The sequence below is a fragment of the Citrobacter sp. CtB7.12 genome (assembly GCF_001297795.1).
Classification (GTDB): Bacteria; Pseudomonadota; Gammaproteobacteria; order Enterobacterales; family Enterobacteriaceae; genus Citrobacter_A; species Citrobacter_A amalonaticus.
Genome location: NZ_LIFT01000008.1, coordinates 125,872 through 140,313 on the forward strand (window position 1 = coordinate 125,872; position 14,442 = coordinate 140,313).

14 protein-coding genes are annotated in these 14,442 nt (G+C 54.9%); 3 read left to right on the forward strand and 11 right to left on the reverse strand.

The features are described from left to right. Positions 1-23: 23 nt before the first annotated feature. Entirely contained in the window at positions 24-1,439 is a 1,416-nt protein-coding gene (dnaB, locus tag AOY24_RS12465; protein WP_042321088.1) for a replicative DNA helicase, read from the reverse strand. 64 nt (positions 1,440-1,503) lie between these two features. Here dnaB and AOY24_RS12470 point away from each other — a divergent pair, with 64 nt between their 5' ends. Next, on the forward strand, positions 1,504-2,487 hold the full coding sequence (locus AOY24_RS12470) for a quinone oxidoreductase (protein ID WP_054176725.1): 984 nt from the start codon (positions 1,504-1,506) through the stop codon (positions 2,485-2,487). A gap of 179 nt (positions 2,488-2,666) precedes the next feature. Here AOY24_RS12470 and pspG read toward each other — a convergent pair whose 3' ends face one another. From pspG to traF, 3 genes are all read right to left on the reverse strand, one after another. After that, positions 2,667-2,909, reverse strand: a complete 243-nt coding sequence (gene pspG, locus AOY24_RS12475; RefSeq protein WP_044257370.1) for an envelope stress response protein PspG — start codon at positions 2,907-2,909, stop codon at positions 2,667-2,669. A 133-nt stretch (positions 2,910-3,042) separates the two neighbouring features. Further along, a complete protein-coding gene (gene dusA / locus AOY24_RS12480) occupies positions 3,043-4,038 on the reverse strand; it encodes a tRNA dihydrouridine(20/20a) synthase DusA (RefSeq protein WP_044264121.1) in 996 nt (331 codons plus the stop codon). Between the two features lie 84 nt (positions 4,039-4,122). After that, positions 4,123-5,433, reverse strand: a complete 1,311-nt coding sequence (gene traF, locus AOY24_RS12485) for a conjugal transfer protein TraF (protein WP_054176726.1) — start codon at positions 5,431-5,433, stop codon at positions 4,123-4,125. Positions 5,434-5,714: 281 nt separating this feature from the next. Between traF and zur the strand changes: the two genes are divergently transcribed. Further along, positions 5,715-6,230 (forward strand): zinc uptake transcriptional repressor Zur, encoded by a 516-nt coding sequence (gene zur / locus AOY24_RS12490; protein ID WP_042321076.1) that lies wholly within the window; start codon positions 5,715-5,717, stop codon positions 6,228-6,230. A gap of 77 nt (positions 6,231-6,307) precedes the next feature. Here zur and AOY24_RS12495 read toward each other — a convergent pair whose 3' ends face one another. From AOY24_RS12495 to AOY24_RS12510, 4 genes are all read right to left on the reverse strand, one after another. Continuing rightward, positions 6,308-6,517: a CsbD family protein gene (locus tag AOY24_RS12495; protein ID WP_043001802.1), complete on the reverse strand. Its 210-nt coding sequence runs from the start codon at positions 6,515-6,517 to the stop codon at positions 6,308-6,310. 130 nt (positions 6,518-6,647) lie between these two features. Then, positions 6,648-7,973, reverse strand: a complete 1,326-nt coding sequence (dinF, locus tag AOY24_RS12500; RefSeq protein WP_054176727.1) for an MATE family efflux transporter DinF — start codon at positions 7,971-7,973, stop codon at positions 6,648-6,650. An 85-nt stretch (positions 7,974-8,058) separates the two neighbouring features. Next, positions 8,059-8,667, reverse strand: coding sequence for a transcriptional repressor LexA (gene lexA / locus AOY24_RS12505; RefSeq protein ID WP_042321072.1), 609 nt, complete (start codon positions 8,665-8,667; stop codon positions 8,059-8,061). A 122-nt stretch (positions 8,668-8,789) separates the two neighbouring features. After that, positions 8,790-9,158, reverse strand: coding sequence for a diacylglycerol kinase (locus AOY24_RS12510; protein WP_042999034.1), 369 nt, complete (start codon positions 9,156-9,158; stop codon positions 8,790-8,792). Between the two features lie 170 nt (positions 9,159-9,328). On the opposite strand from AOY24_RS12510, the gene plsB reads away from it, so the two are divergent. Next, on the forward strand, positions 9,329-11,749 hold the full coding sequence (plsB, locus tag AOY24_RS12515; RefSeq protein WP_042999033.1) for a glycerol-3-phosphate 1-O-acyltransferase PlsB: 2,421 nt from the start codon (positions 9,329-9,331) through the stop codon (positions 11,747-11,749). Positions 11,750-11,879: 130 nt separating this feature from the next. Here plsB and ubiA read toward each other — a convergent pair whose 3' ends face one another. From ubiA to malM, 3 genes are all read right to left on the reverse strand, one after another. Continuing rightward, positions 11,880-12,752, reverse strand: a complete 873-nt coding sequence (gene ubiA / locus AOY24_RS12520) for a 4-hydroxybenzoate octaprenyltransferase (RefSeq protein ID WP_044253361.1) — start codon at positions 12,750-12,752, stop codon at positions 11,880-11,882. A 12-nt stretch (positions 12,753-12,764) separates the two neighbouring features. Further along, positions 12,765-13,262 (reverse strand): chorismate lyase, encoded by a 498-nt coding sequence (ubiC, locus tag AOY24_RS12525; protein ID WP_042999031.1) that lies wholly within the window; start codon positions 13,260-13,262, stop codon positions 12,765-12,767. Positions 13,263-13,440: 178 nt separating this feature from the next. Further along, complete coding sequence (gene malM / locus AOY24_RS12530) at positions 13,441-14,385, reverse strand: maltose operon protein MalM (protein WP_054176728.1); 945 nt, start codon at positions 14,383-14,385, stop codon at positions 13,441-13,443. Between the last annotated feature and the right edge of the window lie 57 nt (positions 14,386-14,442).

The window sequence follows — 14,442 nt, forward strand, 5'->3', positions numbered from 1 at the left end:
GCGGCACAAAGGATGACGAGGATTTACTCGTCGTCGTACTGCGGTCCCGCATAATTATCGAAGCGCGACCATTGTCCGTTAAAGGTCAGTCGCACCGTCCCGATGGGGCCGTTACGCTGCTTACCAATGATGATTTCCGCAATCCCTTTCAGGTCGCTGTTCTCGTGATAAACCTCGTCACGATAGATAAACATGATCAAGTCGGCATCCTGTTCAATGGAGCCGGATTCACGCAGGTCGGAGTTGACCGGGCGCTTATCAGCACGTTGTTCCAGCGAGCGGTTAAGCTGCGACAGCGCCACGACCGGCACATGCAGTTCTTTTGCCAGCGCTTTCAGCGAGCGGGAAATTTCAGCAATCTCCAGCGTACGGTTGTCGGACAGCGACGGCACGCGCATCAATTGCAGGTAGTCGATCATAATCAGCCCGATACCGCCATGTTCGCGAGCGATACGGCGCGCGCGGGAGCGCACTTCCGTTGGCGTCAGACCGGAGGAGTCATCAATATAGATGTTACGTTTTTCCAGCAGAATGCCCATCGTGCCGGAAATGCGCGCCCAGTCCTCATCGTCCAGTTGGCCGGTACGAATACGGGTCTGATCCACGCGGGACAGCGAGGCCAGAGAACGCATCATAATCTGTTCAGAGGGCATCTCAAGACTGAAGATAAGAACCGGTTTATCCTGCAACATCGCCGCATTTTCGACGAGGTTCATCGCAAATGTGGTTTTACCCATTGACGGACGCGCCGCGACGATTATCAGATCCGAAGGCTGCAGGCCTGCGGTCTTTTTGTTGAGATCGTCATAGCCGGTGTTAACCCCCGTCACCCCGTCGTGCGGTTGCTGGAACAGTTGTTCGATACGCGCAACGGTCGCGTCGAGCACATCGGCAATGTTTTTCGGGCCTTCGTCTTTATTGGCGCGGCTTTCCGCGATTTTAAAGACGCGGGACTCGGCGAGATCGAGGAGATCCTCACTGGTGCGCCCCTGCGGATCAAAACCCGCATCCGCAATTTCATGGGCGACGGCAATCATGTCGCGCACCACCGCACGTTCGCGAACAATATCCGCATAGGCGCTGATGTTCGCGGCACTTGGCGTATTTTTGGAGAGTTCAGCCAGATACGCAAAACCGCCGACGCTGTCCAGTTGCCCTTGTCGCTCCAGCGATTCCGCAAGCGTAATCAGGTCTATCGGACTGCCGGTTTCCTGCAACCGCCCCATTTCTGTGAAGATGTGACGATGTGGACGGGTATAAAAATCTTCCGCTACCACGCGCTCGGCGACATCGTCCCAGCGCTCGTTATCCAGCATTAAACCGCCCAACACCGACTGTTCCGCTTCAATCGAGTGCGGCGGTACTTTCAGTCCGGCAACCTGTGGGTCGCGATCACGGACATCAGTCTGTTGTTTGTTGAAGGGTTTATTTCCTGCCATAGTGAATGGAGTTACCGAGATAAAAGTGAGTTGACGCTAATCTTCCGATGATACTGGAGAAATCATGGCAACACGAATTGAATTTCACAAGCATGGTGGCCCTGACGTGCTTCAGGCCGTGGACTTTACCCCTGCCGATCCCGCAGCGAACGAAATCCAGGTCGAAAACAAAGCGATCGGCATTAACTTTATTGATACCTATATCCGCAGTGGGCTCTATCCGCCCCCCGCGCTGCCCAGCGGTTTAGGGACCGAAGCAGCGGGCGTCGTCAGCAAAGTCGGCAGCGACGTCCGTCATATTAAAGCAGGCGATCGCGTGGTGTATGCGCAGTCCGCACTCGGCGCCTACAGTTCGGTCCACAACGTACCGGCCGATAAAGCCGCTATCCTGCCTGACGCCATCTCTTACGAGCAGGCTGCCGCTTCTTTCCTGAAGGGACTAACCGTTTTTTATCTGCTGCGCAAAACTTACGAAATCAAGCCCGACGAACCGTTCCTGTTCCATGCGGCCGCTGGCGGCGTAGGGCTGATTGCCTGTCAGTGGGCGAAAGCGCTGGGCGCGAAACTGATTGGCACCGTCGGCAGCGCGCAAAAGGCGCAGCGAGCGCTGGATGCCGGCGCATGGCAGGTGATTAACTATCGCGAAGAGAACATTGTCGAGCGGGTTAAAGAGATAACCGGCGGCAAAAAAGTCCGCGTGGTATATGACTCGGTCGGTAAGGATACCTGGGAAGCCTCACTGGACTGTCTGCAGCGTCGGGGGCTGATGGTCAGTTTTGGCAACGCGTCAGGCCCGGTGACCGGCGTGAACCTGGGGATTCTGAATCAGAAAGGTTCGCTATACGCCACGCGCCCTTCTCTTCAGGGCTACATCACCAACGCGGAAGAGTTGACCGAAGCCAGTAACGAACTGTTTTCGCTGATCGCCAGCGGCGTGATCAAAGTGGATGTGCCAGACCGTCAGAAATATCCACTGAAAGAGGCACGGCGCGCGCATGAAGTGCTGGAGAGTCGGGCAACGCAGGGTTCGAGTTTGCTGATCCCTTGATTCCCTTGCTCCTGAAAGAAATTGGGCTTCCCATTGGGAAGCCCTTTCTTTTTTAGTTCGGCTGTATGTAGGGTACAGCTCGATGAATCCGTTAGTCGCGCAATACTGACAGATTTGGTAGTCAATTCCTATTTGGTTCTGACGCCAAAGTTACAGGTTGTGACGCATCCCTCACATCTTTAGTAACGCCAACGGTTATTGCGCTGATATTGTGGGATTTTTGGCGACTTAATCGCTTTAATCACCCACACCACCGCAACAGCCAACAGCAGCCACGGCAAGAGTTTGATCATCAGTGCAAACATGCCGCCAAGGAACATCACGAAGGCGGCAACAACCAGCGCGGCCAGAATGCCCAATAGCGAGACGCCGGTGACCATCAGCATGATAAAGAAGCCAAGCACAAAAAGTAGTTCCAGCATGATGCTCTCCCATAATGAATTCCTGCCCAGACCATTACAAAAATCATGCCAAGCTTAATTTCTTGATTTTTCAGCAAAACGCCCCGCAAAACTTTGCAGGGCGTGGTGAAATTGACTACTTTTTAGTGAAAATCTAACGCTTATCGGCCACCAGCTTCAGCGCATGCTCCAGCACATTAACATCGGCACCGGCTTTATGGGCGTTTTCGCTCAGGTAGCGACGCCACTGGCGCGCCCCCGGGATCCCCTGAAACAGCCCCAGCATGTGGCGCGTAATATGACCAAGATACGTGCCCTTGCTCAGTTCACGTTCGATATAAGGATACATGGCCCGCACCACCGTAACCGGATCGGCATCAGCAGTTGAGGAGCCAAATATTTCGCGATCGACAGCGGCCAGAATGCCAGGGTTCTGATAGGCTTCGCGCCCGACCATCACGCCGTCCATATGTTCAAGATGCGCCTTCGCCTGTTCCAGCGACGTAATGCCGCCATTAATGGACATCGTCAGCTGCGGGAAATCGCGTTTCAGTTGATATACACGCGGATAATCCAGCGGCGGGATTTCACGGTTTTCCTTCGGACTTAACCCGGAGAGCCAGGCCTTACGGGCGTGGATGATGAACATCTCGCACTCACCGCGGCCAGACACCGTATTGATAAAATCGCAAAGAAATTCATAGCTATCCTGATCGTCAATACCAATGCGGGTTTTGACGGTCACCGGAATCGACACCACGTCACGCATCGCCTTCACGCAGTCTGCCACCAATTGTGCATTGCCCATCAGACAGGCGCCAAACATGCCATTTTGTACACGATCGGACGGACAGCCGACGTTGAGGTTGATCTCGTCGTAGCCGCGCGCTTCAGCCAGCTTCGCGCAGTGCGCCAACGCTGCCGGCTCGCTGCCGCCTAGCTGCAGAGCGACCGGATGCTCTTCTTCGCTGTATGCCAGATAATCTCCTTTGCCATGAATAATCGCCCCCGTCGTCACCATCTCGGTATAGAGCAGCGTCTGGCGAGACAATAAGCGCAGGAAGTAGCGGCAGTGTCTGTCCGTCCAGTCGAGCATAGGCGCGATGGAAAAACGGTGAGCGGGAAAGGCAGATTGTGATTCTGGTGACATGGTGTTTTTTTGAGCATCCTGTAAATTGGGGGCGCTACTATAGCACAGGCAAAACCGGAGACGTAATGTCTCCGGTTATCCCCATCAGAACGTCACGCTGACCTGCGCGCCTGCGCCCCAGGTTTCGTCCTCGCCATACAGTCCCATCAAGTCAAGATGTACGCGGTTGAACGGGGCAAACCCGACGCCGCCGGTAAAGACGTTGCTGTCGTTATCTTTCACGTCAGCACGATAACCGGCACGCACGGCCAGCCAGTCGAGCGGCCGGACTTCAGCACCAACACCGACATACTGTGAGTTTTCCTCGCTTTTGAAACCTTTGGTTTCGGTCAAATCACCGTCTGCACTCAGCGTCAGCAGCTCGTTTTGCCACGACACACCGGCGGTGACCAGCGGGCGAATCTGGTACGTGTCTTTGTAGTTTCGCGTTTCACCCGTCATGCCGTGGGTGATAGTGATCGATTTGGTATCCAGATCGCGTGAAATGAGGTTCTGCCCGCTTATCCCCACCGTCCAGTGTTCACCAAAGTCCGCCGCAATCCCGGCGTCGACGTTAAAACCAGTGTCATCATTACGATAACGACTACTGTTCCAGTCGCTGCTGTCGTAGTTATAGATAGAGGTGGTGTAATTGTAGAGCCAGGTTTTTTGCAGTTTTGGCGTAACGCCAATCGACACCGGCACATCGCCGAACGTAAACTGTCGGGCAACGGCGATACCATAATCTGAAACAATTGCCGCGCGTCCCGATGCCGTCGAGTTGAGGTGTTTGGTTATCTCATCTGAGCCTTCAATCGCCGCCTTCCCGGCTTCAACGAGCGCATAGGTATCGCTGCCCTCAATCCGGCGCAGATAGTCAATATCATCCTGATCAATGGATGAACTGACCCGTCCATGCGCATAGCCCTTCGCCACGAAAGCCAGGGAAAGCGTCTCATTGGGAATGCTCACCGCCAGTCCCGCCCCTGCATTGGCGCGTGCCGTTTTCCCTTTCAGGTATTCGAGTTCATCGGCAAGATCGCGTGCCGCGCCCTGAAACTGATTCAACACGCCGCGCGGGTTGAGCAAAACTTCCTGCGGCGTCAGATTATCAACCACCTCATCGTAGTAATCGATTTTGTCGCTGATCTCATCAATTTCATCCTGAAGATTATCTTTGTCGGTGATTTGTGCACCGACCGCCGGAAGAATCACGGTAACGCTGTCTTCAGGCTTCGCTTTCGCCAGCAACGCCGGGTTAATGAGAACCCCGCTACCATAATTTGCCGACGCCACTCCCGTTCCGCCCATCGCGTCGTTACGCGCTTCCGCCCAGGTATTCGCCGCGTTCGCCTGTTGGGAAACCAGGAACGAGACCGCAATTGCCACCACCGAAAAATTAAAATTTTTATTCACAGTAAACCTATTTTATTTGCAGGTGAAATAATGCCTCAGCCAGTATCAACGCGGCTGAGTAGGACTATTGCTGTGATAAAATGGGTGAAGATGACGCTATTCGCTCCATGCAGAACTTGCTGGAATGTTTTTATTATGTGGCAGACATCAATATGTATAGAAGAGAATGCGAAACAGGGAAAGATTAGCAGGCGATTTATCGTGCCGGCCTGGATCTCGGCGTTTCTCCCATAACATGATAAAGTGAGGGTTTTCTTACTTCACGCGATCCGAGGTGCCCAATGGAAAAGACCACAACGCAAGAGTTGCTGGCGCAAGCTGAAAAACTGTGCGCGCAACGCAATGTGCGCCTGACCCCACAGCGCCTCGAGGTGTTGCGTCTGATGAGCCTTCAGGAAGGCGCAATTAGCGCTTACGATCTGCTCGACCTGCTGCGAGAATCAGAACCGCAGGCCAAGCCGCCAACGGTTTATCGCGCACTTGATTTTCTGCTTGAACAAGGGTTTGTGCATAAGGTTGAATCCACCAACAGCTACGTGCTGTGTTACCTGTTCGATCAGCCAACTCATACTTCCGCGATGTTTATCTGCGACCGCTGTGGTGCGGTGAAAGAAGAGTGTGCGGAGGGCGTGGAAGACATTATGCATACGCTGGCGGCGAAGATGGGGTTTGCCCTGCGCCACAATGTGATTGAAGCACACGGATTATGCTCAGCCTGCGTGGAAGTGGAAGCCTGCCGTCACCCTGGCGAGTGTCAGCACGATCATTCGATTCAGGTTAAAAAGAAACCCCGTTAAGGAAGTGGGCGGCATGCTATGCCGCCCGAAGCAAACAGAGGGGCTTACATCCATGTACTCACGGGTATGAGGGTAGCTTACCAGCGATAGTCGTTGCGTTTTTCCCAGCTATCGACCTCTTTCTCCGCCTGGTCTTTCTCGTAACCATAACGTTCCTGAATCTTACCGACCAGTTGATCACGCTTACCTTCAATGACTGTCATATCGTCATCGGTCAGTTTGCCCCACTGCTCTTTCACTTTACCTTTAAATTGTTTCCAGTTACCGCCGGCTTCGTCTTTATTCATCATAAAGTCCTCTTTATTAGGCTGTGAATAGTGAGAGTAAACCGCCCAACTGCGTTCGTTTTCTGCTGGACGTGAGATTAAGTGTAGTCAGAGATTCTGGGTTCAATTCACTATTCAGAATCTTTAACCATCACGAAGCCGAAAACCAGGTCCCATTCCGCCAGTGGCGCCGCCAGATCCAGGCTAATGACAGTCCGCGCAGCGCCAGGAAAACCGCCAGCGCCAGCCACAAACTGTGATTCCCCAATACGGGGAGCGCCAGCAGGGTCAGCGCAAACCCGGCAGCCGCGACCGCCATACTGTTACGCATTTCAGCCGCCCGCGTTGCACCGATAAACATACCATCCAGCAGATAGCACCAGACGCCGACCAACGGCAAAATCACTTGCCAGAGCAGATAGCGATCGGCCAGTTGCTGGATTTGCGGAAGTGATGTCAGCAGCGCGACGATCTGTTCGCCCGCGAGCAGATAAACCACTGAGAACAGCAGTGCGACAATACCTGACTGACGGCACGCCGCGCGCCAGACCTCCAGCAACTGACTGCCATCGCGGGCGCCATAGGCCTGACCGGAATGCGCCTCCACGGCGTAGGCAAAGCCATCCAGCGCATAGGCCGTAAACGTCAGCAACGTCATCAACACGGCGTTAACGGCGATGATATCGCTACCCAGTCTGGCCCCCAGCACGGTAATGGCACCAAAACAGAGTTGCAGCAGCAGCGAACGCAGCATGATGTCGCGATTAAGCGCCAGAAGGCGACGAAAGTTTCCGCGCCAGGCCTGCCTGAGCATGACGAGAGAGACGCCCCGCAAGTGCAAGACCTTACGCACCATCAACAAACCGATCAGCAACGTCGCATATTCCGCAATCACCGTCGCCAGTGCGGCCCCCTGCACGTTCATATGCAGCCCCATTACCAGCCAGAGGTCGAGCACAATGTTCAGGATATTGCCGACAATCAGCAGGATCACCGGCGCACGCGCGTATTGCACGCCCAGTAACCAACCGAGCAGAACCAGATTCGCCAGTGACGCCGGCGCGCTCAGCCAGCGAATGGCCAGGAATCGCCTCGCCTGTTCCAGCACCGCTTCGCTGCCGCCAACAATGTGTAGCGCCAGGTCGATAATCGGCGTGCGGAAGATAGCAATCAATGTCCCTGCGCCCAAAGCCAGGATCAGAGGTTGCACCAGAGCCCTCGCCAGCGCCTGAGGATTTTTCGCGCCGAATGCCTGCGCCGTCAGCCCGGTAGTGCTCATCCGTAAGAAGAGCAGTAGCATAAACAGAAAGCTGGTTGCGGTTGCGCCTACTGCCACACCGCCGAGATAGACGGGGCTGTCCAGGTGACCAATGACCGCCGTATCCACCAGTCCCAGCAGCGGAACGGTGATATTGGAGAAAATCATCGGTAAGGCGAGGCGCCAGAGTGCTTTGTCAGCAGAAGCAAAAAAAGGCATGGAGACGAGCCTGAGAAGAGGTCATAACGAGAGTGGTGAGAGTGCCGGATAACGACGTAAACGCCTTATCCGGCCTACAGGAGTACTACAGCCATTCACCATTACGGATGACGCCAACGGCCAGTCCTTCGATGGTAAAATTCTGTTCGCGAAGGTCAACCAGGATTGGTTTAAATTCGCTGTTTTCGGGCAGCAGTTCAACTTTATTGCCCTGTTTTTTTAGGCGCTTGACCGTCACTTCATCGTCGATACGCGCTACAACCACCTGACCGTTACGCACGTCCTGGGTTTTGTGTACCGCCAGCAGATCGCCATCCATAATGCCGATGTCTTTCATCGACATTCCGCTGACGCGCAGCAGGAAATCGGCGTTCGGCTTAAACAAAGACGGATCGACCTGATAATGGCCTTCAATGTGCTGCTGCGCCAGCAGCGGCTCGCCCGCCGCAACGCGACCGATGAGCGGTAACCCTTCCTCTTCTTCCTGCAGCAGTCGAATGCCGCGAGAAGCACCGGAGACGATTTCAATCGCCCCTTTACGTGCCAGCGCCTTCAGGTGTTCTTCAGCCGCGTTTGGGGAACGGAACCCCAAACGCTGTGCGATCTCCGCACGCGTCGGTGGCATACCTGTCTGGCTGATGTGATCCCGAATGAGATCAAACACCTCTTGTTGCCTGGCCGTTAACGCTTTCATTCCGCCCCCTGGGTGTATATACAGTTATGCTGTGAGTATATACAGCTAAAGGTGATTTTGGAACCACAAACTACACATTCGACAGCAGATTTAGCCGGTTATGGAATCAGGGTCGAAAAACGTTAGCGAAAATGTGGCCACAACAGGAGTCCCCAGGTGATCAGCGCCACAATGATAGAAAGCAGTACCGCCGCCGACCCCATATCTTTTGCGCGACCAGAAAGTTCGTGATAATCAGAGCCGATACGGTCCACTACCGCCTCAATGGCGCTGTTCAGGATTTCAACAATCATGACCAGCATGACAGAGCCTATCAGCAGAACGCGCGTAATGGCATCCACGTCCAGCCAGCAGGCGATAGCCACGGCCAGCAGCGCCGCCACGCTTTCCTGACGGAACGCGGCCTCGTTAATCCACGCGGCGCGAAAACCTTTCCAGGAATAGCCTGCAGCTTTGATAATTCGGGTGAATCCAGTGGTATTATTAGCCATTAAAAGAACCTTTTTGCATTATTGGCGTCAATGACATTGTCTTGTTAACTCATGTAATTCGAGTTAGGGCAACGCGGCGCGAAGTATGACGGGATAGACCAGAAATTCACATGACTTTCTGATATCCTTGCAACGCAATTGCATTATTAACCAGAGGCTTTACATCGTTTATGTCCGGCTGGCCACGAATTTACTACAAAATCCTGAATTTACCATTAAGTGTACTGGTAAAAAGCAAGTCTATTCCGGCAGATCCTGCCCCGGAATTGGGACTCGATACCTCTCGCCCAATTATGTACGTTTTACCGTACAACTCCAAAGCAGACTTGCTGACGCTGCGCGCGCAATGTCTGGCGCACGATCTCCCCGACCCGTTAGAACCGCTGGAGATCGATGGCACACAGTTGCCGCGCTATGTGTTCATTCACGGCGGACCGCGTGTCTTCACCTATTACACGCCGAAAGAAGAATCCATCAAGCTGTTCCATAACTATCTCGACCTGCATCGCAGCAATCCGGATCTGGATGTGCAAATGGTGCCGGTGTCGGTGATGTTTGGACGTTCTCCGGGTCGTGAAAAGGGCGAGGTTAACCCGCCGCTGCGCATGCTTAACGGCATTCAGAAATTCTTTGCCGTCTCCTGGCTTGGCCGCGACAGCTTTGTCCGCTTCTCGCCTTCCGTCTCTCTGCGCCGAATGGCCGATGAGCACGGCACGGATAAAACCATTGCGCAGAAACTGGCTCGCGTGGCGCGTATGCACTTCGCCCGTCAGCGCCTTGCCGCGGTGGGGCCGCGTTTACCTGCGCGTCAGGATCTCTTCAACAAGCTGCTGGCCTCCAAAGCGATTGCCCGCGCGGTAGAAGACGAAGCGCGCAGCAAGAAAATCTCCCATGAAAAGGCGCAGCAAAACGCCATTGCGCTGATGGAAGAGATCGCCGCCAACTTCTCTTACGAGATGATTCGCCTGACCGACCGTATTCTGGGCTTCACCTGGAACCGGCTGTATCAGGGGATTAACGTTCACAACGCAGAACGCGTTCGCCAACTGGCGCACGACGGGCACGAAATTGTTTATGTTCCCTGCCACCGCAGCCACATGGACTACCTGCTGCTCTCCTACGTGCTCTATCACCAGGGGCTGGTGCCGCCGCACATCGCTGCAGGTATCAACCTGAACTTCTGGCCGGCAGGCCCGATCTTCCGCCGCCTGGGCGCGTTCTTTATTCGTCGTACCTTTAAGGGCAATAAGCTCTATTCCACGGTTTTCCGTGAGTATCTGGGCGAACTGTTCAGCCGCGGCTACTCGGTTGAATACTTTGTCGAAGGTGGTCGTTCCCGTACCGGCCGTTTGCTGGACCCAAAAACCGGCACGCTGTCGATGACCATCCAGGCGATGCTGCGCGGCGGCACCCGTCCGATCACTCTGGTGCCGATTTACATCGGTTACGAGCACGTGATGGAAGTGGGAACCTATGCCAAAGAGCTGCGCGGCGCGACCAAAGAGAAAGAGAGCCTGCCGCAGATGCTGCGTGGCCTGAGCAAGCTGCGTAATCTCGGTCAGGGCTACGTCAACTTTGGCGAGCCAATGCCATTGATGACCTACCTGAATCACCACGTGCCGGAGTGGCGCGAGTCTATCGATCCGATCGAAGCCGTGCGTCCAGCCTGGCTGACGCCGACGGTAAACGGGATTGCGGCGGAGCTGATGGTGCGTATTAACAATGCGGGTGCGGCGAACGCCATGAACCTGTGCTGCACCGCGCTATTAGCGTCTCGCCAGCGTTCGCTGACCCGCGAACAATTGACCGAGCAGCTCAACTGTTACCTGGATCTGATGCGCAACGTGCCGTATTCCTCTGATTCGACCGTGCCGTCTGTCAACGCCAGCGATCTTATCGATCACGCGTTGCAGATGAACAAATTCGAAGTCGAGAAGGATACCATTGGCGATATCATCATTCTGCCGCGCGAGCAGGCGGTGCTGATGACCTACTATCGCAATAACATCGCGCATATGCTGGTGCTACCGTCACTGATGGCGGCGATCGTCACCCAGCATCGTCATATTTCCCGCGAAGCGTTGCTGCAACACGTTGACGTGCTCTACCCGATGCTGAAAGCCGAGCTGTTCCTGCGCTGGGAGCGCGATGAGCTGGCAGACGTGATTGACGCGCTGACGGCTGAAATGCAGCGTCAGGGGCTGATTACCGTTCAGGATGATGAACTGCATATCAATCCGGCTCATTCCCGTACGCTGCAACTGCTGGCCGCGGGTGCGCGCGAAACGCTGCAGCGTTATGCCATCACCTTCTGGCTGCTGAGCGCTAACCCGTCGATCAACCGCGGGACGCTGGAGAAAGAAAGCCGCACCGTGGCGCAGCGTCTGTCCGTGCTGCACGGTATTAACGCGCCGGAATTCTTCGACAAGGCGGTGTTCAGCTCACTGGTGCTGACCCTGCGTGACGAGGGTTACATCAGCGATACCGGCGATGCGGAGCCGGGCGAAACGATGAAGGTGTATCAGATGTTGGCGGAACTCATCACGTCGGATGTACGCCTCACCATCGAGAGCGCGACGCAGAGCGAGTAAAGAAAAAGCCGGTCAAGATGACCGGCTTTTTTATGTTAGATTGCCGGATGGCGGCGTTCCGCCTGATCCGGCCTACATCGGCTTACGGTTTGGTAGGCCCGATAAGCGCAGCGCCAGCGGGCAAGATGCTTTATAAGTGCCAGTAGCTCATTGCCAGACCGATAAACAACACCAGCCCGACGTAGTTATTGTTCATGAATGCTTTAAAGCAGGCCTCGCGTTCGCGGTTGGCAATCAGTTTCTGTTGATAAACAAACAGCGCGCCCGCGACCAGCACAGACCAGTAATAACCCAGCCCCAGACCGTTCAGCCAGCCAATCAGCGCCATCAGCGCCAGCACCGCCACCTGCAAGATACCGATAATCAGCTTGTCATGTTCGCCAAACAGAATGGCCGTCGATTTAATGCCGATTTTCAGATCGTCATCGCGGTCAACCATCGCGTACTGCGTGTCGTAGGCCACCGCCCACAAGATATTGGCCAGGAACATCAGCCAGCAGCTCAAGGGTACCGACTCACTCACCGCCGCGAAGGCCATCGGGATCGACCAGCCAAACGCCGCCCCCAGCACCACCTGCGGCAGGTGGGTGTAGCGCTTCATAAACGGATAGACCCACGCCAGCGCCAGTGCTGCAACCGACAGCAATATGGTCATGGTGTTGAGCGTTAATACCAACAGAAAAGCGAGCAGTACCAGCACCACAAACAGCGTCCGGGCCTCTTTCTCCGTCACTGCGCCGCTAGGTAATGGGCGGTTCGCCGTGCGTTTTACGTGTCCGTCAAATTTTCGATCGGCATAGTCATTAACCACGCATCCGGCGGCACGCATCAGCCAGACCCCGGCGACAAACACCGCCAGGATCCACCCTTGAGGGACGCCAGGGGTCGCTACCCACAGAGCCCACAGCGTCGGCCAGAGCAGCAGTAAGGCGCCGATGGGCTTATCCGTACGCATCAAGCGGTGAAACGCCAGCAGCTTATTTTGCGTCAGACTCCACTCCATTTTATTTTCCTCTTAGTACAACGGCGATGCAGGTAAAAACAGTTCGGTCAGCATTAGCGGCTTACCGCTCAGTCGCAGGCGGGAACGACGTCCCCACAGCCCGGCATCACAACCAATCTCAATAAAATCTCGGGTCAACGTCGATGATGTAAACAGATAACGCCCCAGCGGGGTTTTGCCTAAGTGTTGTAAGGCCAGTTCGGGGCCGGACAGCGTGGATTCAGGCACCACGGTGCGTCCAGCCAGCCAGGGTTCATCATCGGCACAGAGCAGGATTTCACGCAGCCAGTAGCGGGATTCTTTTGGCAGTCGCGTCAGCTCTTCCACCACCTCATTTTGACCGACAAATCCCTCCCTGATCAGGGTCACCGTGACCCGTTTTCCCTGTTGTTCAAAACGTTTTGTCATGGAATCTTCCAGTAGCAGCCAGTCGAGCTGTTCTGGATCCAGGGCGGGAATCTCTTCAAAATAGCGCAGCGCACGCAGTTGCGTTAACGCGGGGTGTGACATGCCTGACTCTCCGTTTCATAACTGAAAGGCATTGTATCGCAGAAAAGCGCTTACGGAAGATGGAAACATAATTAAGTGATCTGTTACGCAACAGAAACGTAACAAGTCGCAGGAAATGCTAAAAAAAGGTGCGCCAGTTGACGCACCAGTTGTTGCAAATCAGCAATGTGGGGAGAAATTACCCCTTGCCTTTTACACTGCTGATAAAGGTGGAACGGGCAGAAGTTGATCCCAGACGTTCAGCTTCATCAAGCAGTTTCAGCGCTTTATCAACGTCACCTTTCGCGACGGCGTCTTTAATCGCTTTGTTAAAGTAGCTTTCGGTGTCGTTCAACATCGGCTCGCTTTTCTTCGCGGGCGCAGGTGCAACCACCGGCGCGGCAGCAGATGCAGCATAGGTCGGTGCAGGTGCGGCGGTATTGCCTACCGTCACCGGACCCGGGCCGGAAGAACCAAACAATGGCCCCACCAGCACGCTGGAACTGCTGCTGGTTTTCACTTTCAGCTTCAGCAGACCGTCGGTGGTATGACGGGCAATCGGATCCGGAATATCCGGCACCGAGTTACCCACGCCTTTGGCGTAGGCTTTCGCTGGATCGAGCAGTTTGGTGGTCTGCTGAAGATCTTTCTCGGTCGTAAAGACCAGAACATAAAGCTTCTGCTGGCCCAGCGCTGGCGTCAGGCGCATCACCCCTTCCAGACGATCCGCGCTCATCACGCCCGGTTCCTGGTAGGTGAAATAGCTGCTGGGGAAGAACGCAGAAGGCGTCATGTTCTGATCGAGAATCAGGACGTTGGGCGCGAAGACACTGGTTTGTTTGTTCACTTCGCTGGTGAGCGTTATGTTTAGCTCCCCGATGTTCGCCGGTACGCTGTAAGCGGCAACCGGACCGGAGATGCCCGCGACATCAAGACGCTGACCGCCGGTCGAAAGCTGTGTGGTTTGCGTGTTGGACTGGTCAACCGGCGTCCAGGTTAACTGCTGGAGTGCCGCCGTCGGAATCGTCGGTGCGGCGCTGGTATTCTGTGGAACGTAATTCACGTCAGCCAGGCTGATGCCCGGCGCACTGGCAACTAACCCTGCGGATAAACAAAGGGCGACGAGACTTTTCTTCATTTTCATTGTTATCACCTCAGAAAGCGTGGGTTCAGCGGTGGCCAGGCAATAGCGCGCTAAACC